19 protein-coding genes and 1 other annotated feature are annotated in these 24,948 nt (G+C 44.4%); of the genes, 16 read left to right on the top strand and 3 right to left on the bottom strand.

Going from position 1 to position 24,948, the window contains the following annotated elements:
- The 5 genes from hemL to MHH58_RS07300 all read left to right on the top strand — a co-directional run bounded on the left by hemL (position 1) and on the right by MHH58_RS07300 (position 5,672).
- Positions 1–1,287, top strand: a complete 1,287-nt coding sequence (gene hemL, locus MHH58_RS07320; protein WP_341345496.1) for a glutamate-1-semialdehyde 2,1-aminomutase — start codon at positions 1–3, stop codon at positions 1,285–1,287.
- A 217-nt stretch (positions 1,288–1,504) separates the two neighbouring features.
- Positions 1,505–2,239, top strand: coding sequence for a hypothetical protein (locus MHH58_RS07315; protein WP_341345495.1), 735 nt, complete (start codon positions 1,505–1,507; stop codon positions 2,237–2,239).
- Positions 2,240–2,489: 250 nt separating this feature from the next.
- A complete protein-coding gene (locus tag MHH58_RS07310; RefSeq protein ID WP_341345494.1) occupies positions 2,490–3,068 on the top strand; it encodes a hypothetical protein in 579 nt (192 codons plus the stop codon).
- A 564-nt stretch (positions 3,069–3,632) separates the two neighbouring features.
- A complete protein-coding gene (locus MHH58_RS07305; RefSeq protein ID WP_228063409.1) occupies positions 3,633–4,148 on the top strand; it encodes a c-type cytochrome in 516 nt (171 codons plus the stop codon).
- Between the two features lie 84 nt (positions 4,149–4,232).
- Positions 4,233–5,672 carry an MDR family MFS transporter gene (locus tag MHH58_RS07300; RefSeq protein ID WP_341345493.1) on the top strand — a complete coding sequence of 480 codons (1,440 nt, stop codon included), beginning with the start codon at positions 4,233–4,235 and terminating at the stop codon, positions 5,670–5,672.
- 404 nt (positions 5,673–6,076) lie between these two features.
- On the opposite strand, the gene MHH58_RS07295 is transcribed toward MHH58_RS07300, so the two are convergent.
- A complete protein-coding gene (locus MHH58_RS07295; protein ID WP_341345492.1) occupies positions 6,077–6,301 on the bottom strand; it encodes a hypothetical protein in 225 nt (74 codons plus the stop codon).
- A 101-nt stretch (positions 6,302–6,402) separates the two neighbouring features.
- Between MHH58_RS07295 and MHH58_RS07290 the strand changes: the two genes are divergently transcribed.
- The 3 genes from MHH58_RS07290 (at position 6,403) to MHH58_RS07280 (ending at position 11,691) form a co-directional block, all read left to right on the top strand.
- Positions 6,403–7,464 carry an AbrB family transcriptional regulator gene (locus tag MHH58_RS07290; protein WP_341345491.1) on the top strand — a complete coding sequence of 354 codons (1,062 nt, stop codon included), beginning with the start codon at positions 6,403–6,405 and terminating at the stop codon, positions 7,462–7,464.
- A 56-nt stretch (positions 7,465–7,520) separates the two neighbouring features.
- Positions 7,521–7,746 (top strand) — a binding site (T-box leader).
- Between the two features lie 45 nt (positions 7,747–7,791).
- The gene (locus tag MHH58_RS07285) at positions 7,792–10,422 is read left to right on the top strand and encodes a valine--tRNA ligase (protein WP_341345490.1); all 2,631 of its coding nucleotides are present in this window, start codon (positions 7,792–7,794) and stop codon (positions 10,420–10,422) included.
- 3 nt (positions 10,423–10,425) lie between these two features.
- Positions 10,426–11,691 (top strand): bifunctional folylpolyglutamate synthase/dihydrofolate synthase, encoded by a 1,266-nt coding sequence (locus MHH58_RS07280; protein ID WP_341345489.1) that lies wholly within the window; start codon positions 10,426–10,428, stop codon positions 11,689–11,691.
- A gap of 464 nt (positions 11,692–12,155) precedes the next feature.
- Here MHH58_RS07280 and mscL read toward each other — a convergent pair whose 3' ends face one another.
- Entirely contained in the window at positions 12,156–12,542 is a 387-nt protein-coding gene (gene mscL / locus MHH58_RS07275) for a large conductance mechanosensitive channel protein MscL (RefSeq protein WP_135097054.1), read from the bottom strand.
- A 275-nt stretch (positions 12,543–12,817) separates the two neighbouring features.
- On the opposite strand from mscL, the gene acnA reads away from it, so the two are divergent.
- Complete coding sequence (gene acnA, locus MHH58_RS07270) at positions 12,818–15,526, top strand: aconitate hydratase AcnA (protein WP_341346095.1); 2,709 nt, start codon at positions 12,818–12,820, stop codon at positions 15,524–15,526.
- Between the two features lie 167 nt (positions 15,527–15,693).
- Here the strand turns inward: acnA and plsY are convergent, their stop codons facing one another.
- Entirely contained in the window at positions 15,694–16,284 is a 591-nt protein-coding gene (gene plsY / locus MHH58_RS07265) for a glycerol-3-phosphate 1-O-acyltransferase PlsY (protein ID WP_341345488.1), read from the bottom strand.
- Between the two features lie 198 nt (positions 16,285–16,482).
- On the opposite strand from plsY, the gene parE reads away from it, so the two are divergent.
- The 7 genes from parE to MHH58_RS07230 all read left to right on the top strand — a co-directional run bounded on the left by parE (position 16,483) and on the right by MHH58_RS07230 (position 24,881).
- Complete coding sequence (gene parE, locus MHH58_RS07260) at positions 16,483–18,462, top strand: DNA topoisomerase IV subunit B (RefSeq protein ID WP_341345487.1); 1,980 nt, start codon at positions 16,483–16,485, stop codon at positions 18,460–18,462.
- Positions 18,449–20,869, top strand: coding sequence for a DNA topoisomerase IV subunit A (gene parC, locus MHH58_RS07255; RefSeq protein WP_341345486.1), 2,421 nt, complete (start codon positions 18,449–18,451; stop codon positions 20,867–20,869). Before parE ends, parC begins: the two co-directional genes overlap by 14 nt.
- Positions 20,870–20,899: 30 nt before the next feature.
- Entirely contained in the window at positions 20,900–22,363 is a 1,464-nt protein-coding gene (locus MHH58_RS07250) for an alanine/glycine:cation symporter family protein (protein ID WP_341345485.1), read from the top strand.
- A gap of 112 nt (positions 22,364–22,475) precedes the next feature.
- A complete protein-coding gene (locus MHH58_RS07245) occupies positions 22,476–22,997 on the top strand; it encodes an NUDIX hydrolase (protein ID WP_341345484.1) in 522 nt (173 codons plus the stop codon).
- 22 nt (positions 22,998–23,019) lie between these two features.
- Entirely contained in the window at positions 23,020–23,325 is a 306-nt protein-coding gene (locus MHH58_RS07240; protein WP_341345483.1) for a TIGR04104 family putative zinc finger protein, read from the top strand.
- 96 nt (positions 23,326–23,421) lie between these two features.
- Positions 23,422–24,660 carry an MFS transporter gene (locus MHH58_RS07235; protein ID WP_341345482.1) on the top strand — a complete coding sequence of 413 codons (1,239 nt, stop codon included), beginning with the start codon at positions 23,422–23,424 and terminating at the stop codon, positions 24,658–24,660.
- Positions 24,661–24,686: 26 nt separating this feature from the next.
- A complete protein-coding gene (locus MHH58_RS07230; protein WP_341345481.1) occupies positions 24,687–24,881 on the top strand; it encodes a hypothetical protein in 195 nt (64 codons plus the stop codon).
- The last annotated feature ends 67 nt before the right edge of the window (positions 24,882–24,948 follow it).

Genomic DNA, 24,948 nt, shown 5'->3' with positions numbered 1-24,948 from the left:
ATGTATAACAAGTCAAAAGAACTCTACGATGAAGCGGTTAAAGTAATGCCCGGCGGTGTTAACTCTCCGGCCCGCGCCTTTAAATCAGTCGGCGACCACCCGCTCTTTATCGACCACGCGAAGGGTGCCCGTCTCTACGACGTCGACGGCAATGAATTTATCGACTACTCGCTCAGCTTCGGACCTTTAATTTTAGGCCACGCAGACGATAAAGTCGTAAAAAGCGTGCAGGACGCTGCGGTTAAAGGTACATCTTTCGGTGCGCCGACAGAGCTTGAAACGACTATGGCTGAGCTTGTTATGGAACGCGTACCGTCCATCGAAATGGTCCGCATGGTATCGTCAGGGACAGAAGCGACGCTGGCAGCACTACGTCTCGCCCGCGGTTATACAGGCAGAAGCAAGATACTTAAATTCGAAGGCTGCTACCACGGTCACAGTGATTCGCTCTTAATTAAAGCAGGTTCCGGTGTTGCGACCCTCGGTCTGCCGGACTCTCCAGGCGTGCCTGAAGGGACTGCGAAAAACACGATTACTGTGCCTTACAACGATGAAGCTAGCTTAACAGAAGCATTCGATAAATTCGGCGATGATATCGCAGCAGTCATTATGGAGCCTGTCGCAGGCAACATGGGTGTCGTGCCGCCGGTTGAAGGCTACCTTCAATTTGTGCGCAATCTTACAGAAAAAAATAATACGCTGTTAATCTTCGATGAAGTAATGACCGGCTTCCGTGTCGGCTACAACTCAGCACAGGGCTACTTCGGCATTACACCGGACTTAACATGTCTCGGTAAAGTCATCGGCGGCGGCCTGCCGGTCGGCGCTTACGGCGGTAAAAAAGAAATTATGGAACGTATCGCGCCAAGCGGTGATATTTATCAGGCTGGAACGCTTTCGGGCAACCCGCTCGCTATGAGCGCGGGACTTGCAACGCTCAGCCAGCTGACTGAAGAAAGCTACGATTACTTCGGCAAGCTCGCAGACCAGCTTGAAGCGGGACTGAAAAAAGTATTTGCCAAACACGATAAGCCGATTACGGTTAATCGCGCAGGCTCAATGATCGGTTTCTTCCTGACTGAAGGTCCGGTGACTGACTTCGACAGTGCAAATACAAGCGACCTGGAATTATTCAGAGCGATGTACCAGGCTCTTTTAGATGAAGGAGTTTACCTCCCGCCGTCCCAGTTTGAAGGTATGTTCTTGTCTACAAAACATACTGAAGAAGACATCGAGACGACAATTAATGCGTTTGACAAGGCATTAAGTAAAGTTACGGGTAAATAATTTAAATTTTGTACTTCATGACTAGAGCGACAAGGGATTGAGGGTTTTTATAAAACAGTAAAATTTATGGAAATAACGAAGTTTTAGCGCTTTATAATTTAAAATCTTTGAGAAAAATATACTTTATAGAAACATTACCTTGAGTTGCTTAGACTAAGTAATTTTTGTAATCATCTCCACTTTTTCATTTATTAAAAATGAAAAAGTGGATTTTTTAATGCTTAAAAAGAAGAGTAGACCAAGATTCACACGGAACAAACAGGATAAGATTTTTAAACTTAGAGAGTTTAGCAAAATTGTTTATGAACATAAAATGACTAATGTTACAAATGGACAAGCAAGAAAATATAGAAGAGTTCATATTGTTAATTTTTTGGATATTGGTATAGTTAGATATAAATTTAAATATTGGAGGAAGATGATATTGGGAGGAAAAGAGAAGGGGCTTGAAGAACAAGGTGAGAAAGCGCCAGAAAGTAGTAAATCTTTTAATAGAATAACCACAGTGGGACTAGTGTTGTATATTTTTATAATTGCTTTAATTGTAGTTATTAACTTCACAGAGAAAACAGAGAATATTAATGAACTAACTAATATTATTTTTATATTGTCACCCATATTATTCACAAAATTTTTAAAAGAGCGGTATGAATATCTTCACACTAAAGAATATTATAATAATTCAAGAAATGATAAGGAAATAGATTTTGAAAATAAAGCTCTAACTTTTTTACTGTCAGCTATGGCGACATTTCCGATGATCGTATATTTAGTTATTATCACATTAAGAAGTGTCGACCATGCTCTATATTTAGTGATTATTATTTTACTGGGGTTACTTGCTGCATTTATATATTATGTTTTCACTGCTGTCAAGTTTCCTGAAGATAATGATAAAAATGGTTCTAAAGAGAATTCAGAAGAAAATAATTCTATTCCACCAAGCAGCTAAAATATTAGCTGCTTTTTTCATCTAAATTTTCATTTCATTTTAAGTTTAAAAGGTTTTTTTGTTACTCAAATTTTGTATCTAGAGTAGTAAGATAAGAAGATTTTATAAAGGTGATTAATAGACTAGTAGATAAATAAAATCCATCTTCTAGAGCAACTTATCCTCGATTAGATATGGTGCTTTTTTGTATAGCTATTTCGATATAGTAATATTATACTTAATGTAAATATATTTAAAACGAGGTATAGAATTGAAAAAGCACATAATATTATTTATATCGTTATTTGTTTTAGGTGCATGTAGTAATGAGGGGAAAGTATCTTTTGAAGAATATGAAAACTTGCAAGCAGAGAATAAAAAAATTCAGGAAGAAAATAAACTAATCAGCACTCAGCTAGATGAAGTTATAGTAGAGAATAGTGAACTTCTAGAACTAAAGGAAGAACAAATCTCTTTCGAAAGTAACAATCTGAAAGAGAAGGATAGTGTTCAGAACTTTTTAGATGAGCTAGGGGCTGAGCTTGAAGATGTTGTATACACCGTTAATGAATTGACGTCCCAAGTTACAGTTACATATACGGGAGAGTTAGAGGAGGCAACAGAATTAGCTCTTTCTCAAGAAGGTACAGAGGCATATGAAAATGATTTAGATGCTATTAGAGAAATAATACAACTGTACTCAGAAACAATTATGCAAAAGTTTGGAGAAGGTTATACTGTTGCATTGCAGCTTGAAACAAACCCTATACCAGCTCTAATAATCTATAAAGACGGAAAATATTTAATTGATACATTTGAGTCTCACGCAGAAAGAATAATAGGAAAATGAAATCTATATTTAGAGAGCAACTTACTTATCGAGGTAAGTTGTTTTTAAATTTGCCTATAGCTATTTAGAATTAGAAACAATATAGTTAACGTAAATATATTGAAGATGAGGTAGATTTATTGAAAAAATTCTGTTTTATATCTATATGTTTTCCTGATAACTGCATGTAGTTAGGAAAAGAAATTTATACTTTAATGAGCTTATCTACAGAGAATTATCTATTTTAGCGTGTTAGGATTTAACAACTATTCAATGAGGTAGAAGCTGTGTTGACAATCATTACTCAAAGGGGTAAAGTTTAATTAAATGAAAAAGATAGAATTTATATTTCTCTCCTAAGTATTGATACACTAGCTTTTAATAGCCTTTCAAATTATTTTATTTCCCTGACTAATTCATATTTTTTTATCCACAAAACATACTGAAGCAGACATCGAGACGACAATTAATGCGTTTGATAAGGCATTAAGTAAAGTTACGGGTAAATAATTTAAATTTTGTACTTCATGACTTATAGATTATGTGTATAATAGTGAGTGATAGTATAAATGGGGGGTAGACATAATGAGTGATAACAAAAAACGTCCACGCGGAACAAAAGTCGATGGCCAACCTCGCTACATCGAAAAAAATCCGTCTGACAAAACTAAAGGCACAGTACACCTTTACTGGTTAGTACCTGTGATTATCGTTTTCTTAATCGTTCCTTTACTTATTTTCCACTTAGGCAGCGGCGGCGGTGATACTGCTTCCGAAGAAGAATCCGGAACTGAAGAAACAGCGGATTCAGGAGAAGAGTCGGGCGGCAGTGAAGGCGAAGAAGCTTCTGAAGAAGGCGGCGAAGAAACTGCATCGAGCGGAGACGTTGATGCTGAAGGAATCGCACGCGACAACTGTGCATCATGTCACGGTCAGGACTTCTCAGGTGCAATGGGTCCAGCTTTAGCAGGTACAAGCCTTGCTGAAGATGAGTTTACATCAATCGTCCGCGAAGGCCAGGGTTCAATGCCTGCCTTCAGTGAAGATCAGATTGCTGACGATGAGCTGACTGCACTTTATGAGTTCTTTGGTGAACAATAATATTTGAGATAAAGAGACAAACTCGTATTGTATGAGTTTGTCTTTTTCTATATATAAACAAACTTAGGGCAGGGGACTGGCACTATGAATAACACAAAGGAAAGAGGAAATTTAAAGGCGCGCAATCTGGTCATTGCCATATTAATTGTCGGTGCTTTTATTTCGATTTTAAATCAGACGCTGCTGGTGACGGCGGTGCCTGTCATTATGAAAGATTTGAATATTCCGTTCAGCACCGCCCAGTGGCTGACGACGGGCTTCTTTTTAGTGAACGGAATTATGATTCCGATATCCGCATTTCTAATTAATAAGTTTACGACGAGGAAACTGTATATGACCGCGATGATTTTATTTACAGCAGGCACGGTAGTGGCAGCACTGTCGACGGTATTTCCTATACTGCTTACAGGGCGCATTCTGCAGGCCGGAGGCGCGGGTATTATGATGCCGCTGTCCCAGGTCATTCTCCTGCAGATGTTCGACGTTGAAAACAGAGGAAAAGCGATGGGGCTGTTCGGGTTGATTATCGGTTTTGCGCCGGCTATCGGACCGACTCTGTCGGGTTATATCGTAGAATTCTGGCCGTGGCGCTCCCTCTTTATTATTATTGCGCCGCTCGCAGCACTGAATATCGTCTTTGCGTATTTTTATATGCGGAACGTTACAGAACAGACCAATCCAAAAGTCGATATACTGTCGATTGTTATGTCCACTTTAGGCTTTGGCGGTTTGCTGTACGGCTTCTCAGTCGCCGGAGTCAGCGGCTGGACGAGCTTAGAGGTGATCGTGCCTATTCTGGCAGGTCTCGTAATCGTTGGTCTCTTTGTCCGCAGGCAGTTTATATTAGTTCAGCCGATACTTGAAATCCACGTTTTAGCTAATCCGTACTTTCTCATGGCCTCGCTGATCGGGATTATCGTTTTCGTCTCGATGGTCAGCGCCAATAATATCGTCCCGGTCTTAATGCAGGACATGCTCGGCTTCACGGCCTTTCAATCGGGGCTATCACTCTTGCCGGGCGCTCTTGTGATGGGGATTATGTCGCTCGTCGCCGGCTGGCTGTTTGACCGCTACGGCATCCGGATTCTTACCTTTACCAGTCTCGGCCTGATTTTAGCGACCTCTGTGCTGCTGTCCTTTTTGACAGTTGAAACGACATTCACCTATATTACGATTGTTTATACTGTGCGCCTGCTCGGAGTCGGCTTATCCATGATGGCATTAACAACTTACGCCATGAATGCGCTCGAAAATCATATGATCTCCCACGGCACATCGCTGAACAACACGATGCGCCAAATCGGTGGGTCGCTTTTCACCGCACTATTTATTACGATTATGACGGGAGTCGCGTTCAATGTTTCGGGCGGCTCCGCTGACGGCCCGTCGCCTGCCGACGAAATCATCGGCGTCAATTATACCTTTATCGCCTCGGCAGTGCTCGCAGTCATCGGTTTGATATTCGCCTTCTTCTTAAAAGAGCAGGAAAGAGTTGTGAGCGATAAAGAAGACGGGGATAGCTAGTGTTTGTGTGATAAAGATTGTGAAAGTGAGGGGCGGCGGATAACAACGGCGACTTCCCGTTGTGAATCGGAGGAGCTGGGATAACAACGGCATTTTCCCGTTGTGAACCGGACAGCTTGGGATAACAACGGCATTTTCCCGTTGTGAATCGGGTGGCTTGGGATGACGACGGCGATTCCCCGTTCTATACCGGGCGTAAGCACAGCGAGTGTTAACGAAGAATGAGGGTATTGTGTCATTATAATACTTGTCCGCATGGACTTTTGATAAAATAAGCGGCTTCAAGTACGAAACGAAATCGCCGTCGTACTCGGGAACAGCTGCAAGTACGACACGAAACCGCCGTCGTACTCGAAATCAAGTTCAAGTACGACACGGAATTGCCGTCGTACTCGGGAGTAAGTTCAAGTACGAAACGAAATCGCCGTCGTACTCGGGAACAGCTGCAAGTACGACACGAAACCGCCGTCGTACTCGAGATCAAGTTCAAGTACGACACGGAATTGCCGTCGTACTCGGGAACAGCCGCAAGTACGACACGAAATCGCCGTCGTACTCGGGAACAGCCGCAAGTACGACACGGCACCCCCGCCGTACTCGGGATCAATCGCAACCAACCCCAAGTACATCACCGCCCGCACCTCGCATAAGTGTAAAAAGCAACTTACTTTATATCGAGCGTAATATAAGTTATTATTATAGATGACACTTGAATAGATAAGGTGATTTTATGAAAGTACTTCGTTTCCTGCTGCTCGTCGTTGCGGCGGCTCTGATTTCAACGGGCTTATCCGCACTCGGCATGATTTTGCCGTGGCTTTTCGGTTCGATGATTGCGACGATTCTTTACATCCGGCTGGTCCGCCGCGAGTTGTTTTTTCCGCGCTGGCTCGGTGATCTCGGGGTCACGATTATGGCCGTCGAAATCGGCTCCACTCTGACGCTCGATGCTTTAATGGACATGCGCGATGATTTATTTAACATTTTTCTTATGACCATTCTCGTTCTTTTACTCAGTCTCGCCTTGTCCCGGCTGTTTATCTACCTGACCGGCAGTACGCCGGAAACAGCAATTCTCGCTTCAGTTCCGGGAGCCCTCTCCCAGATGCTGATTATGGCGGAGGAGGAGAAGCGGGCGGATATTCTGCTCGTGACGCTCACTCAGATGTCGCGGATTATTTTAATCGTGCTGATTGTCCCTTTCGTTTCAGGGCTCTTCCAGCCGTCTTCTGAAATCGGGGCGGAGCCTGCCGCGGTCGATTACATCTCAACTATCTTTATACCGGAGATGCTGATTATTCCCGTCGCTGCCTTTGGGCTAATTTACCTTCTTCAGAAGATAAACTTCCCGGCAAGCTTAATGCTCGGACCGATTATCGTCTTAATTATATGGAATTTAACGACGGGCATTGAGTTTTCGCTGGATCTTGTTTTTATTAATATTGCGCAGATCCTCTTCGGTATCCGGATCGGCCTGCAGATCGCATCCCTGATGACACAGCTGAACAAGCGCCTGATATTTTCGATTCTCCTGCAGAATCTGATTCTTATCTTCGGTACGATGTTTATCGTCTTTATCTTCCAGCTGTTTACAGTGCATCAGTTTAACGACCTCTTCTTAAGTGCCGCACCGGGCGGGCTTGGGCAGATTATCGTTATAGCGATTGAAACAGGCGGTAATATCGCAATGATTTCGAGTTATCATATCTTCAGGATATTCTTTATCATTATCGTCGTTGTGCCGATTGTCGGCTATTATTTAAAATATTTGAACAGAAAACGCACGCAGTAACAGAGGCCGACTTCAATCTTGACAGTTTTTTAAAAGTCGCATACTATTAACTTATATAAATATGAGAGACGTAGAAGAGTAGCTGTATGCAGGCGTCAAAGAGAGTAAACGATAGTGGTGAAAGTTTACCGGTGCATACTGTGAAAGTAGCTATGATAAGTTTTGTGTGAACGCTCCAATAGGAGTGAGTAGCGCAAAACGTGCGGTGAGCGTTAATCACCAAGTTGAGATGCAGGCTCATAGCCTGAATTTAGGTGGCACCGCGGAACTCCCGTCCTATTACTGGACTGGAGTTTTTTGTTTTTAAAATAATAAGGAGTGATCGATATGGAAATGCCGAAAAAGTATAATCCGGCTGAAGTTGAAGAGGGCAAGTATGAGAATTGGGTTAAAGCAGGCTTATTTAAATCTGATGTAACAAGCAGTAAAGAACCGTTTTCCATCGTCATTCCGCCGCCGAACGTGACAGGGAAGCTGCACCTCGGCCACGCCTGGGATACGACGCTGCAGGATATTATTACGCGCATGAAGCGCATGCAGGGCTACGATGTACTGTATCTGCCCGGGATGGATCATGCTGGAATTGCGACGCAGGCTAAGGTGGACGCGCGCCTTCGTGAAACTGGCATTAAAGCATCTGATATCGGCCGTGAGAAGTTTTTAGAGCACGCCTGGAACTGGAAAGAGGAGTACGCTTCTCATATCCGCGAACAGTGGGCGAAAATGGGCCTCGGTCTCGATTACGATAAAGAGCGCTTTACGCTCGATTCAGGTCTGTCAAAAGCAGTGCGTAAAGTATTCGTTGACATGTATAACAAAGACTTAATTTACCGTGGTGAATATATTATTAACTGGGACCCGGAAACCGAGACGGCACTCAGTGATATCGAAGTTATTCACAAAGATATTGAAGGCAAGTTCTATCACGTGAAATATCCGCTGACTGACGGTTCCGGCTACCTTGAAATCGCAACGACGCGTCCTGAGACCATGCTCGGGGATACAGCAGTTGTGGTTCATCCGGATGACGAACGCTACCAGGACCTTATCGGCAAGACGGTTACTTTGCCGATTGTCGGCCGCGAACTGCCGATTATTGCAGATACTTACGTCGATAAAGATTTCGGCTCCGGCGCTATGAAAGTGACACCGGCACACGACCCGAACGACTTTGAAATCGGTAACCGCCACGATCTTGAACGCATTAACGTCATGCACCCGAACGGTGTAATTAACGAGCTCGGCGGCAAATATGAAGGGCTAGACCGTTTCGACTGCCGCAAACAGCTGGTTGGTGACCTTGAAGACGAGGGCTATATGCTGAAAATTGAAGCGCATATGCACTCTGTCGGTCACTCTGAGCGCTCGAACGCTATCGTTGAACCGTATCTGTCGACGCAGTGGTTCGTCAGCATGAAGCCGCTCGCTGAAAAGAGTCTCGACAACCAGAACACGGACAACCGCATCGACTTTGTGCCGAACCGTTTTGAGCATACCTTTAACGGCTGGATGGAAAACATTCGCGACTGGGTTATTTCTCGCCAGTTATGGTGGGGCCACCAGATTCCTGCCTGGTATCATAACGAAACAGGTGAAATTTACGTCGGTGAGGAAGCGCCGGAAGACAGTGAAAACTGGACGCAGGACGAAGATGTCCTCGATACTTGGTTCTCAAGCGCGCTCTGGCCGTTCTCTACGATGGGCTGGCCGGAAGAAACGCCTGACCTTGCTAAATACTTCCCGACTAATGTGCTGGTGACGGGTTACGACATCATCTTCTTCTGGGTGGCGCGCATGATCTTCTCATCTCTCGAGCAGACCGGCGAGAAACCGTTTGACGATGTGCTCCTGCACGGCCTGGTCCGCGATGAGCAGAACCGCAAGATGTCGAAATCACTCGGCAACGGGGTTGACCCGATGGATGTTATCGACAAGTACGGTGCGGATGCGCTCCGTTACTTCTTATCGACCGGTTCAACGCCGGGGCAGGACCTTCGCTACAGTGACGAAAAAGTGGAAAGCGTCTGGAACTTTATCAACAAGATCTGGAATGCTTCGCGCTTCGCACTGATGAACATCGGTGAGGACTTTACGCTTGCAGACATTAACTTAGAGGGCGATAAATCGCTCGCTGACAAGTGGATTCTCACTCGTCTTAACGAGACAATCGCAGATGTAACCCGCCTGTCTGAAGACTACGAGTTCGGTGAAGTGGGGCGGGCGCTCTACAACTTCATCTGGGATGACTTCTGTGACTGGTATATCGAGATGGCCAAGGTGCCGATGACTCACGGAACGGACGAAGAGAAACAGATGACGCGTTCAGTGCTCTTATATACACTCGATAAAATTCTGAAAATGCTGCACCCGTTCATGCCGTTCGTAACGGATGAAATTTATCAGACGATTAATAAAGAAACATCGATTGTCGTGAGCGACTGGCCGGTTGTCGACGAGACTTTAAGTTTCGACGATGCGTCGGCTGAAATGGAACTGCTCGTTAATATCATTAAATCAGTCAGAACGACACGCAACGAAGTCAACACGCCGTTATCGAAACCAATCGATATTAAACTGGAAGTGAAAGATGATGCGAGACGGGCTGCGGTTGAGCGCAACAAGCATTACATCGAGCACTTTACAAACCCGGAACATTTAACTATTTCTGCATCAATCGACAAGGGTGACGATGATAAGACAGACGTTGTAAAAGGAGCAACAGTTGTCCTGCCGCTCGCTGGACTTATCAACAAAGAAGAAGAAATCGCGCGTCTTGAAAAAGAACTGGACCGTCTTCAGTCTGAGTTAAAACGCGTGGCAGGCAAGCTGAACAATGAGAAATTTGTCAGCAATGCGCCTGATGCAATCGTAGAAGAAGAACGTAAAAAACAAGCGGGCTACGAGGCGCAGTATGAAGAAGTTGAGGCGCGCCTTAAGAGCTTGAGAGGTGTGGAATAGCCGATGGATTATCAGGACAGTCTGAAGTGGATACACGAACGGACGAAATTTGGCATTAAGCCTGGTGTGAAGCGCATGGAATGGATGCTCGGGGAGTTAGACCATCCTGAAAGAAAAATTACAGGCGTTCACATTGTTGGCACCAACGGCAAGGGCTCGACGTTGTCGTATATGCGGAGTGCACTGAATGAAAACGGCTATACAGTCGGGAGCTTTACATCTCCTTATATCGAAGTCTTCAATGAACGCATTTCGATTGACGGCAAGCCGATTTCAGATGAAGATATTGCCCTCTTAGCTAACCTCGTGCGCCCGGTCTCGGAGCGCATGATCGAAGAAACCGATCTCGGCAACGCCACGGAATTTGAGATTATTACGATGATGATGTTCGTCTACTTCGGTAACGTGCATCCGGTAGATTACGTACTGGTGGAAGCGGGCCTCGGCGCAACCCATGACTCGACCAATGTCTTTAGTCCGGTCATGACACTTCTCACCAGCATCGGTCTTGATCATATCGACATTCTCGGTGATACGCTTTTAGACATCACTAAGGATAAGTCCGGCGTCATTAAAGAAAATATTCCGCTCGTCTTTAACGTCAAAGACGATACATGCCGCGACTATATTTACAAAGTGCTGGATGAGAAGAACGCCAAAGGCATCGAATTCTCCCGGGATATTATTTTGACGGAAAACGGTGAGGAATTCAGTTTTAAATACGGCAAATTTGACTTTGACGATATTAAACTGGAAATGCTCGGCCGCCACCAGCAGGAAAACGCCTCGATTGCGATTGCGGCGCTCCTTGAAATGATGGAACGCGATTTAGTCAAACTCGACGTCAACAAGATGATCCAGGGTGTTGAGAAAACCTTCTGGACCGGCCGGATTGAGAGAATCAGCGAAGACCCGCTTATTATTTTAGACGGCGCGCACAACAATGAAGCGGTGGATGCTCTAGTGGATACGATGCGGTCGAATTACGGCGACAAGAAAATCACCGTACTGTTCTCCGCAGTCAAAGGCAAGCCGCTCGATACGATGGTATACAAAATCGGTATGCTTGCGGACACTTTCAATGTAACAGAATTCGACTTCTTTAAAGCAGAAGACGGGGAAGTGCTGTTTAATGCTATTGATCATCCGGATAAACACTTCGTTAAAGACTATGTAGACTATGTGAAACATTTTGACGGAGATCTGCTGCTCGTGACAGGCAGCCTGTACTTTATCAGTGAAGTGAAAAAAGGATTAAGAGAAGAATAGGAATTTAAAGCAGCAGGGGCGGGGGTCTCTGCTGCTTTTTTTCTCCTTGGAGAGGTTTATGGGAGATGCGGATATACATGAGAAGCGGTCATGACTATGTAAAAGTAAATGCGTATACATGACGCACCGTCATACCGATGAAAGAGGCTATGCGTATACATGAAACGGCGTCACGCCTATGCAAGGACAAATGCGTATACATGAAACGGCGTCACGCCTATGCATCGACAAATACGTATACATGACAGCCGTTCACGCCTATGCATCGACAAATACGTATACATGAAGCAGCCTCACGCCTATGCATGGACAAATACGTATACATGAAGCAGCTTCACGCCTATGCATCGACAAATACGTATACATGACAACCGCTCACGCCTACGCAACAACAAATACGTATACATGAGCCCGACAAAAAAATAACCCAACAAAAAAAGAGCACACCATGTGCTCTTCAAAAATTATAAACCAGTACCATCTTTTTTGCTGTCTTCCATACCTTTTAAGGAATCCCGCATTTCACGCAGCAGCACCAGCTGCTCGTCTTCTGCTTCTTCTTCGACAAAGCGGTTTCTGGTTAACTTATTGACAACTTTAACGAAGACAAATACTGCTGCACCAACGATGATAAAGTCGATAATTGCCTGAATGAAGACACCGTAAGTAATTCCCATGTACTGCCAGTCAGATGCAAAGTCCGTGTCTCCGAAAATCAAAGCGATTGACGGCATAATGATATTTTCAACCAGCGCCTGGACGATTTTACCGAACGCGGCCCCGATGACTACTGCGACTGCCAAATCTAGAACGTTGCCGCGCAACATAAAGTCTTTAAATTCCTGCCACATAATATGACCTCCTGTGTATTTGATTTGCTAACTTTAATTATATTACATGAAAAAACACTGATTTCAAGTGTGATTTTACATTTTAATAATATCTTAACACAGCGAAAATAAGCATTTTATTAATAATGTTTAGTTATGAATGTTATAATTAAAGATAAATAAATGTTATCCATATCACAAGCTTATTCATATCACTAATTTTTCTGAAAGCATTTACTTTAGCTTCGGAGTAAGTATACAATTAGGATGACTAAATTTAGAGGGGGCTTTTAATGATGTCAAAGAATGTGAAAGACAATTCTCGTCAGACATTATCGGTAAATGGTAAAGATTATACTTATTACAGCCTGCAGTCGCTTGCAGACAAAGGCATGAGCAAATCTGAAAACCTGCCGTATTCAATTCGTGTATTACTTGAATCAGTATTAAGACAGTACGATGGCAGAGTCATCAATGATGACCACATTGAAGCATTGGCAAACTGGGATAAAGGGGATATTAAAGGTAAGGAAGTTCCGTTTAAACCTTCCCGCGTTATTCTGCAGGACTTTACAGGGGTGCCTGCGGTAGTTGACCTTGCATCACTGCGTAAAGCTATGGATGATGTAGAAGGCGACGTTCAGAAAATTAACCCGGAAGTACCGGTTGACTTAGTCATTGACCACTCGGTGCAGGTTGATGAGTACGGCAGCTTAAATGCCTTGCAGAAAAACATGGACCTTGAGTTCGAGCGCAACATGGAGCGTTATGAGTTCCTGCGCTGGGCAACTAAAGCCTTCGACAACTATCAGGCAGTTCCGCCAGCGACTGGTATCGTTCACCAGGTCAACCTTGAGTACCTCGCAAATGTAGTGCATTCAAGAGAAGAAGACGGCGAACAGGTACTTTATCCGGATACATTAGTGGGAACTGACTCACACACGACAATGATAAACGGTCTCGGCGTTCTCGGCTGGGGTGTCGGCGGTATTGAAGCTGAAGCAAGTATGCTTGGACAGCCTTCATACTTCCCGGTTCCAGAAGTTATCGGTGTGAAGATGACTAACTCATTACCTGAAGGTACAACTGCAACTGACCTTGCTCTAAGAGTAACTGAAGAGCTTAGAAAGAAAGGCGTTGTCGGTAAATTTGTTGAGTTCTTCGGTAAAGGGGTAACAGAATTACCGCTTGCTGACCGCGCAACAATCGCAAACATGGCGCCTGAATACGGTGCGACTTGCGGATTCTTCGCAGTTGACGATGAAACTCTCGATTACTTAAGACTGACAGGCCGCGACAGCAACCACGTAGACGTTGTCCGCGAATACCTGAAAGAAAACAATCTCTTCTTCGATCCATCAGTCGAGCCGACTTATACTGACGTTGTCGAGCTTGATTTATCTACAGTTGAATCATCACTTGCAGGACCAAAACGTCCTCAGGACTTAATCAACTTATCAGATATGAAAGAAGAATACAGAAAATCAGTAACAGCTGAGAGCGGCAACCACGGCCACGGCTTAACTGAAGAAGAATTCGATAAAACAGCAGCTGTAGAGTACAACGACGGCGACAAAGATGAGCTGAAAACAGGTGACCTTGTAATCGCAGCGATTACATCATGTACCAACACATCTAACCCGTACGTTATGCTCGGTGCCGGTTTAATCGCTAAAAAAGCAGTCGAAAAAGGACTGACTGTGCCGAAATACGTTAAGACGTCACTCGCACCAGGTTCTAAAGTTGTTACAGGCTACCTAGAAGACGCAGGTCTTCAGCCTTACCTTGACCAGCTTGGCTTCAACTTAGTTGGTTACGGCTGTACAACATGTATCGGTAACTCAGGTCCATTACGCCCTGAAGTCACGAAAACAATCGTTGATAACGATATGCTTGTATCATCTGTTTTATCAGGTAACCGTAACTTTGAAGGACGTATCCACCCGTTAGTGAAAGCGAACTACTTAGCTTCGCCTCAGCTTGTTGTGGCATACGCACTGGCAGGTACAGTAGATATCGATCTTCGCAACGAGCCGTTAGGAAAAGATAAAGATGGCAATGATGTGTACATGAAAGATATCTGGCCTTCAATTAAAGAAGTCAGAGACACAGTAATGTCTACAGTGACACCTGAATTATTCAGAAAAGAATACGAAACAGTATTCGACTCCAACGAAACTTGGAACAAAATCGACGTTACAGATGCACCATTATACGATTTTGATGAAAGCTCAACATATATCCAAAACCCGTCATTCTTCCAGAACTTATCTAAAGAAGCAGGTACAATCGAGCCGTTAAACGGTCTCCGTGTACTTGGTAAATTTGGAGACTCTGTAACGACTGACCACATTTCACCAGCAGGAGCGATCGGTAAAGATACGCCGGCAGGTAAATGGTTAATCGAGCAGGGCGTATCACCGCGCGACTTTAACTCTTACGGTTCACGACGCGGTAACCACGAAGTCATGGTGCGCGGTACATTCGCCAACATTCGTATCCGCAACCTGATTGCACCGGGTACAGAAGGCGGCTATACAACTTACTGGCCGACAGGCGATGTAATGAGCATTTACGAAGCATCACAGAAATACCAGGAAGACGGCACAGGCCTGATGATTGTTGCCGGCGACGACTATGGTATGGGCTCAAGCCGTGACTGGGCAGCTAAAGGAACTAATCTCCTTGGCGTTAAAGCGGTTCTCGCTGCGAGCTACGAACGTATCCACCGTTCAAACTTAGTAATGATGGGCGTTCTGCCATTACAATTTGTTAACGGTGAAAACGCTGAAGACCACGGTCTTGACGGTTCTGAAAGCTTCGATATCAATATCGATGAAAGTGTGACAGCAGGAGAAGTCATCGACGTTGTTGCAACGAAAGAAAACGGCGAACAAGTCACTTTCCAGGCTAAAGTACGCTTTGACTCCGAAGTAGAAGCAGACTACTACAGACACGGCGGCATTCTGCAGCTGGTTCTCCGCAACAAGATTGCATCTGCTTAAGCAGAATTTAAAACAGATTTGAAAAATCCATCAAAGCATTGCTTTGATGGATTTATATTTTAAGGCAGGGAACCGCATGTGATTCTTTCATCGGGGCACAACTGCCCAAGAAAAAAACGACCTGAAAGTCTAAACCAGACTTCAGGCCGTTTCTTTTAGGTTACCCATCACATAAATGTAATTTTCGGTTCAGTGCCTTCCTTAATGCGTTTCATATTGGAAATGTGTTTTACAATTACGATAATCCCGAGTATAATTCCAAAACCGATCATAAACAGATCACCTGTAAACATCACGCTGATCAAGAGGGCAACTGCTGCGAGTACACTGCCAAGGGAGACGTATTTCGATAATTTCAAAGTGATTAAAAACGTCGCCAGTACTATAAGAAAGATAATTGGCGCAGCGGCTAAAATGGCACCACCGCCTGTTGCGACTGCCTTGCCGCCTTTGAATTTTAAAAATATCGAATAGACGTGGCCGATGGCTGCGACAACCCCGAAAATAACGACAGGGAAATCGACGTCAGTACTGACCAGCATAGCAACCCATACAGGGACCGCTCCTTTTAACAGGTCGAGTATCAGTACAACGATACCGGCTTTCTTGCCGAGAATACGGAAGGTGTTCGTCGTACCGACGTTGCCGCTCCCGTGTTCGCGCAGATCAATATTGTAAAATGTTTTGCTGATAATCAGGCTGAATGGAATAGAGCCGAAAAGGTAACTGAAAAGTAATAATAAAATAACTGTATACACTAAATAATCCCCTTTTGCTATCAGGTACTAATAGTTTACCATAAAAAAATATATTCGCACACACTTATATAAGGTGTCTATAATAATATTATGTTAACTTAATAGATTTTGTTGCAAAAATGCAGGTTTTATATAAAAATAGATAAGTAGATTAATTTAACGAACATACGTTTGTATTGTTTGTAGGAGGATACAGACTTGGCTAAACAAACTGGATATACTGATGAGTCCATTCAAATATTAGAAGGCCTGGATGCTGTAAGAAAGCGTCCGGGTATGTATATCGGTTCGACGGATACGAGAGGTCTGCATCACCTCGTATATGAGATTACCGATAATGCGGTCGATGAGATTATTAACGGCCACGGGAACGAAATCAACATTACGATTAACAAAGATGAAAGTATTACGATCCGCGATAATGGCCGCGGGCTGCCGACAGGCATGCACTCGTCGGGACGCCCGACAGCGGAAGTTATTTTTACAGTGCTGCACGCGGGCGGCAAGTTCAGCTCGGATAACTACAAATCCGCAGGCGGACTGCACGGCGTTGGATCTTCTGTCGTGAACGCTTTGAGCGAATCGCTAAAAATAAGAGTCTTCCGCAATGGCAAGATTCACGAAATATCATTTAAAGACGGCGGAAAGGTCGATACACCGCTGAAGGAAACCGGCAAGACGAAAGAGACCGGGACAGAAGTTACCTTTAAACCGGACCCTGAAATCTTTAAACAGACAATTGCCTTTAACTTTGAAACGATCGCAGAGCGCATGCGGGAGTCGGCTTTCTTAACGAAAGGCTTAAAAATTACGATTAACGATAAACGGACAGATGAAGAGGAAATCTTCGAGTTCGAAGACGGGCTGAAGTCATTCATTGAATTCTTAAATGAGGGCAAGGATGATATCGGCAATATCGTCATGTTCGAAGGGACCTATAATGAAATGATTGCCGAAGTCGCTTTCCAGTTTAACGACCAGTATTCGGAAACGATTATTTCATTTGTCAACAACGTCCGTACTAAAGACGGCGGTACCCACGAAGTCGGCTTTAAAACCGGCTTCACCCGCGCCTTTAACGAGTACGCGCGTAAAATCGGCGAACTGAAAGCAAAAGATAAAAACCTAGAAGGCAGCGATATCCGGGAAGGGCTGACTGCAGTCATTTCCATCAAGCTGCCCGAACACCTGCTCCAGTTCGAAGGTCAGACTAAAGGCAAGCTTGGTACGAGTGAAGCCCGCAATTTAATGGAAACTTTATTAACGGAACAGCTGCCGTACTATTTAGAAGAAAACGGCGCCTTATCGACCCAGCTCGTTAAAAAAGCGATTAAAGCGCGCCAGGTGCGGGAAGCTGCCCGTAAGGCGCGTGAAGAAGCGCGGAACGGCAAGAAAAATAAATCGAGAGATACACTTTTGTCAGGTAAACTGACACCGGCACAGAGCAAGAACGCGAAGAAAAATGAACTCTTCTTAGTCGAGGGAGACTCCGCCGGCGGTTCGGCTAAGCAGGGACGCGACAGACGTTTCCAGGCTATCCTGCCGCTCCGGGGCAAGGTCATCAATACTGAAAAAGCAAAGTTCGAAGATATTTTTAAAAACGAAGAAATCAATACGATTATTCATACAATCGGCGCCGGTGTCGGCACTGACTTTAAAGTCGATGATACCAACTACGATAAAATTATTATTATGACCGATGCGGATACGGACGGGGCGCATATTCAGGTGCTGCTCCTCACGTTCTTCTTTAACTATATGCGCCCGCTCTTTGAAGCCGGCAAGATTTATATTGCACTGCCGCCGCTCTTTAAACTCGAGAAAAAAGGCAAGAAAAAAGAAGTGAAGTATGTCTGGACTGAAGATGAACTTGAGGCAGCCCAGGAAGAAATGGGCTCTGCCGAACTGCAGCGCTACAAAGGTCTCGGTGAAATGATGGCCGAACAGCTGTGGGAAACGACGATGAATCCGGAGACGCGGACGCTGATCCAGGTCCGCATTGAAGATGAAGCATTATCGCTGAAACGTGTGACTACGCTGATGGGTGACAACGTTGAAATCAGACGTAAATGGATCGATTCAAACGTGTCCTTTACGCTGGAAGAAGGCAACAGCATTCTTGATAATCAGGATGTAGAAAAATTAGCAGAGAGTGATGAAGATTATGGCCGAGCATAACCCCTTGCAGCAATTAAAATTAGAAGATGTAATCGGAGACCGCTTTGGGAGATACAGTAAGTATGTCATTCAGGACCGTGCAATACCGGATGTGCGTGACGGCCTGAAACCCGTCCAGCGCCGTATTTTATACGCTATGTATAAAGAGGGTAATACTTTCGATAAAAATTACCGTAAAAGTGCCAAAACTGTCGGTAATGTCATCGGTAACTATCACCCGCACGGTGAGAGCAGTATATACGATGCCATGGTCCGCCTCGGGCAGGACTGGAAAATGCGTGAAGAACTCATTTTAATCCACGGCAACAAAGGGAGCGTCGACGGAGATCCTGCAGCAGCCATGCGTTATACGGAAGCAAAACTCGCTGAAATCTCCAACGAGCTCTTAAGAGACCTCAACAAAAACACAGTGCCGTTTATGGACAACTTTGATGATACAGAAAAAGAACCGTCCGTCCTGCCAGCGAAATACCCGAACCTGCTGGTGAACGGGGCGACGGGTATTTCTGCAGGTTACGCGACGGATATTCCGCCGCATAACTTAGGCGAAGTAATCGATGCGACATTAAAAGTAATCGATAAGCCGGCAGTATCAATCGATGAACTCCTTGAAATAGTCAAAGGTCCGGATTTCCCGACAGGCGGGATTATTCAGGGCAAGAAAGAACTTAAAAAAGCATATACAACAGGCCGCGGCCGCGTCGTTGTCCGGAGTCTCGTGTCTAAAGAAGAAACGAGAGGCAACAAGGTAAACATTGTCATCACTGAAATACCGTATGAAGTCAACAAGGCGAATATGGTTAAAAAGATGGACGAAATCCGCGCGGACAGACAGGTCGACGGTATTATCGAAGTCCGTGATGAAACGGACAGAGAAGGTTTAAGAATTGTAATCGAAGCGCGGAAAGACGCGAATATCGATGCCATTATTAACTACCTGTATAAGAAAACCGATCTGCAGATTTCCTATAACTTCAATATGGTGGCAATCAGTGACCGGGCACCGAAGCAGATGGGGCTGAAAGATATACTGGAAGCCTATATTAAGCACCAGAAAATCGTCGTGACCAACCGCTCGCAGTACGATCTGGAACATGCCGAAAAACGCATGCACATTATCGAAGGGCTGATTAAAGCTTTATCTATTCTCGATGAAGTAATCCGGACGATCAGAGAATCCGAAAATAAACGGAACGCCAAGGAAAATCTTGTGGAGCGCTACGACTTCACTGAGCGCCAGGCGGAAGCGATTGTCATGCTCCAGCTGTACCGTTTAACGAATACGGATATCGTGGAACTGGAAACCGAACAGAGTGATCTTGAGTACCAGATTAATCAGCTGACTGAAATTTTAAATGACGAGAAAAAGCTGAAAAAGGTTATAAAAGCAGAACTTAGGGAAATTAAGAAAAAGTATGCTTCTGAGCGGCTGACTTCTATCGAAGATGAAATCGAAACGATTGAAATCTCAAAAGAACAGCTGATCGCGAAAGAAGATACGGTCGTTTCCCTGACAAAAGAAGGTTATGTCAAACGCACGAGCCTCCGCAGCTACAATGCATCGAGTCCTGATGAACTCGGCATGCGTGAAGGGGATAAAACGCTCTTCAGCGGCATGTCCCATACATTAGAGCAGCTGCTCGTCTTTACGAACTACGGCAACTATATGATTATGCCGGTTCACGGTCTGCAGGATATTAAATGGAAAGATATGGGTCAGCATTTATCGTCCCGCTTTAATTTAAAACATGGAGAAGAACCAATATTTGCTACAACAGTCGAGAAATTCGATGAAAATATCAGTGTCGTTATGGCGACGAAACACGGCCAGGTCAAACAGACTCATCTCAGCGAGTTTGAAGCGACGCGTATTTCACGGCCGATTGTTAATATTAAACTTAAAAGCGATGATGAAGTCATCGGCATCTCTATGACAGAAACAGGCAGTGAATCCTTGCTCTTTGTGACAGAAAAAGGCTTAACGCTTAAATATCCGGTCAGTGAAGTATCACCGACAGGCCTGAAGTCGCAAGGTGTGAAAGCGATGAACGTTAAAGCGGATGATGCGCTCGTCTTCGGAGAACTCATTCCTGAAGAAGGCAATCTCGTTACGGTATCGAACAGAGGTGCGGTCAAACGCACAAGTCTAGATATTTTCGAAACGGGTGCAAGAGCCCAGGTCGGTTCCATGCTGTATAAAGATATTAAGTCAAAACCTCACAGGATCGTTGCAGCGTCAGTGGCAGGTGCAGGCAAAGACCAGACAATCGAAATTATGTCGGAAACGAATACTCACACACTGCGTGCCAATGAAGTGCGTCTCAGCGGAAAATATTCCAACGGCTCTTTTGTCGTTGAAGAAGAAACTTTCGGTGTGGTAACAGAAGCACACTTCAGCGCGTTATAAATACAAAAAAATGCAGGATAGGTGAAGTAGATGGAACAAGCATTCAATGTTTTTGAAAGTGCGGTAAATTTCGCTAATGATTTACTGTGGGAGGAAATACTGATCGGGCTGTTAATCATAGCCGGCTTATATTTCTCGGTCACTTCAAAATTCGTTCAGTTCCGCTGGCTGAAGATTATGTTTTCTTCCCTCGGAGAAAAACGGGCGAAAATGCCGGATGGTTCGAAAGGAATTTCATCTTTCCAGGCATTTACAATCAGCGCTGCCCAGCGTATCGGGACAGCGAATATCGCAGGGGTCGCAACGGCCATCGTCGTCGGCGGACCCGGTGCGGTCTTCTGGATGTGGATTGTGGCACTCTTAGGTGCCGGGACGGCTTTCTTTGAAGCGACGCTCGCCCAGGTGTATAAGGTGCGCGATAAAGAATCGGGCTTCCGCGGCGGCCCTGCTTACTACATGACGAAAGGACTCAATCAAAAAGGCATCGGCTACCTCTTTGCGGTACTGATGACGATTACGTTTGGTATTGTTTTTGTTATGCTGCAGTCGAATACAATTGCCAATGCCTATGATGAAGCCTTCGGAGTGAATACGACAATCAGCGGTGTTATTGTTGCGACCCTTGTCGGTCTGGTCATTTTCGGCGGCGCGAAATCAATCGCTAATGTTGCAACAGCCATCGTTCCGGTTATGGCAGCCTTATACTTAATATTGGTTACAGCAGTATTAGTTATGAACTACGATATGATACTGCCAATGCTGCAGACGATTGTGATAAATGCCTTCGGTCTTGAAGAAGTATTCGGCGGTGCGATTGGTGCTGCCATTATTAACGGTTTCCAGCGCGGACTGTTATCGAATGAAGCGGGGATGGGATCTGCTCCGAACGCCGCAGCGTCAGCTGCCGTCCGCCACCCGGTCCAGCAGGGACTGATTCAGTCGCTTGGTGTATACTTCGATACGATTATCGTCTGTACAGCAACGGCGATTGTGATACTGATGTATACAGACTTAAGCTTCGGTGCGGACGCGCCGCAGGGCATTGCAGTCACCCAGGCAGCTATGGATCAGCAGTTCTTCGGCTTCGGCGGAACGATTATTGCAGTCTTTATATTGCTGTTTGCCTTTTCAACAATACTCGGCAACTATTTCTATGCACAGAGTAACTTAAGTTTTATTATAGATAATAAGAAAGTAACATTTGTCTTCAGAGCGATTGTGGTCATTATGACAGCAGTCGGTGCCGTACTCGGCGTTCAGCTGGTTTGGACACTGGCCGACCTCTTTATGGCCTTCCTTGCGATTATCAACTTAATGATGGTTGTGGCGCTCAGTCCGCTGGTGTTTGAGCTGATGCGAGATTATAAGGTGCAGAAGGACAGAGGAGAATCTCCGATCTTTTATGCGAAAAACATCACTTACAAACTGCCGGATGACAATGAGTGGGGCGATGAAGATTATCGTAAAGATGCCCCTGAGGATTATAACAAGTAAGAGAGAAACCAGCCGGACTCCGGCTGGTTATTTTTTGCCATTCAATTTCTTGCGGTGTAAAATTAAATTGTGGTAAGGTATCTATTATGTCTAAGCATAGAAGGATGCACTTATGGAACTTTGGGACTTATATGATAAACATAGAAAACTGACCAATCAGACGATGACTCGAGGAGATGCCATGCTTAAAGATACGTATCATCTCGTCATTCATGTGGTTATCTTTAACAGTAAAAATCAGATGCTGATTCAAAAACGTCAAGGGAATAAAATCGGTGCACCGAATATGTGGGATATCTCAGCAGGCGGGAGTGTCACTGCCGGTGAAACGAGTCAGCAGGGGGCGATGCGGGAAACAGAAGAGGAACTGGGTCTCAGTATCGATTTACATAATCAGCTGCCGCATTTATCGATTACCTTTGAACGGGGCTATGATGATATCTACATCGTGAACCGTGAAGCGGACCTAAGAACACTGGCAGTGCCGAATGAAGAAGTATCGGACGTAAAATGGGCATCAATCGATGAAATATATCAAATGATCGATGACAAAACATTTATCTCTTACCGCAAAAGCCTGATTCAGCTTCTGTTTGATATGAGATATCAGTACGGGGCAGTGAAAAGAGATTAAGAAAATATAGAGGAGAGATTGCATGACCAAGTGTGCAAGCTGCAACAAGCAGTGGACCGGCATGTTATTGTTTAAGGCACATTTTGCTTCGGAGAATGGGGTAGAGTGTGATTACTGTCATGAAAAGCAGTATGTTTCTGAGAAATCGAAAAAACGGATGATTATTCCGCTGCTGCTCGTGACGGCTATGCTGATGATCGGCTTATTTGCACCGCCTTCTATTACCCAGTATTTCTGGGTATATATTACGATTACAGCGGTGACGATAATCTTTATGTATGTGAGTCTGGAACTGACGAATGTGCCGCCTGATAAAGAGAAAAAATAAAATCAAAATAACAGGGACAGATTTTCAATTGTCCCTGTTATTTTTCTGAATTTTTGATATACTTCTGTAATACATAAAAAGAAGAAGGTTTAATATATGTCCAATCAACTGCGAATCGGCTCGAGTATTTACATCAATTACATATTACTGGGTATGATCAATTTAATTATTGCCCTCCATATGGGGTTTTTAACAGAACAGCTTAATACAGATGCAGCGGCAATTTCGGCTTTAATATCTGCGATCGGAATCGGCAAGCTGATTGCCTTATCGTTTGCGGGTAAGTTATCGGATAATCTCGGACGGCGTCCGATGCTGATTACAGCGTGTTTTCTTTATGTGGTCTTCCTCGTTGCGATTCCGTTTGCGCCAACGTATACTATCGCGTTTATGTTTGCGCTCCTGGCCGGAATGGGGAACTCCATCCTCGATACGAGTTCGTATCCGGCACTGATAGAAGTGTTCAGAAAGCGTTCGAGTTCGGCTACAGTACTTGTCAAAGCATTTATGTCGGTAGGCTCGACCATCCTGCCTCTCATGATTACGTTCTTTATGGCGCGTGATATGTTTTACGGCTACACCTTCTTTATCATGGCGGGTATTTTCTTAATTAATGCGCTGCATTTAATGACGCTGAAGTTCCCGGAAGCGAATGTGCTGGAGGAAGAGCCTAAAGAAGAAACTAAACAAGATAAAAAACCAGTCAAGAAGTTAATCTTCAAAGAGAAACCGAAGTTTCTGCGCGAAGGCATTACAGTTATTGCAATCGGCTATACGTCGGTGGGACTGTTTTTAATTATCCAGACCTGGCTTGCGACTTATGCTGAAGAAGTGGTGGGACTGCCGGAAGCACAGGCAATTAATCTTCTGAGCGTTTACAGCTTCGGGGGCTTTGCGACAGTCATTATTTTAGCAACCTTGCTGGACAGATTGTTCAGACCGATTACGGCTTTAATTATCTACCCGTTAATTGCGATTGCAGCCCTCACGACACTGCTCTTTGTTGAAAGCTATACAATACTAATCATCATTGCGTTTATACTGGGTATGGCAACATCGGGGCTCTTCCAGTTGGCGGTTACCCTGATGGCGCAGTTCTTCCCGGAGAAAAAGGGGACGAGCACGGCCTTTGTGACCTTGTCATCGAGTATCGGTTTTATTACACTGCCTTATCTAACGGGACTGATTAACCGTCATATCGGAGTGTCGTATGTATTTATATTTGAAATTATTATAGCGGTAATTGCGGTTATACTCGCAGCATTCATATCCTACCGCTACCGTAAGGTGTTTGATCTGGAAATCAGAAAACCGGTAATGTGGCGGAATCCGTAAACAGGTGTAAGAGAAGAGGACATACATTGGCAAAGCTATTTAATATCGTTTTATTTATTTTAGGAATTTCATCTCTGATAAATGGTTTTTCTCATTTACCATCGAATATTCTGCTTGCATCAGTGAATTTAATTGCGGCTGTTATCTTACTATATGTAAGCATCAAGATGTTTAAGACAGGAAAAGAAGTGGACTCAGGTAAATCGAGTAAAACAAAATAATGAAATTAAAGACCCCGAAACTTCAGTTAAGCGAAGTTTCGGGGTTCAATATTTTTATGTGATCCCA

It is taken from the genome of Jeotgalicoccus sp. FSL K6-3177 (assembly GCF_038050175.1).
Classification (GTDB): domain Bacteria; phylum Bacillota; class Bacilli; order Staphylococcales; family Salinicoccaceae; genus Jeotgalicoccus; species Jeotgalicoccus nanhaiensis.
Note: the sequence above shows the minus strand (reverse complement) of the source record. Positions and strands in the feature narration are given on the sequence as shown.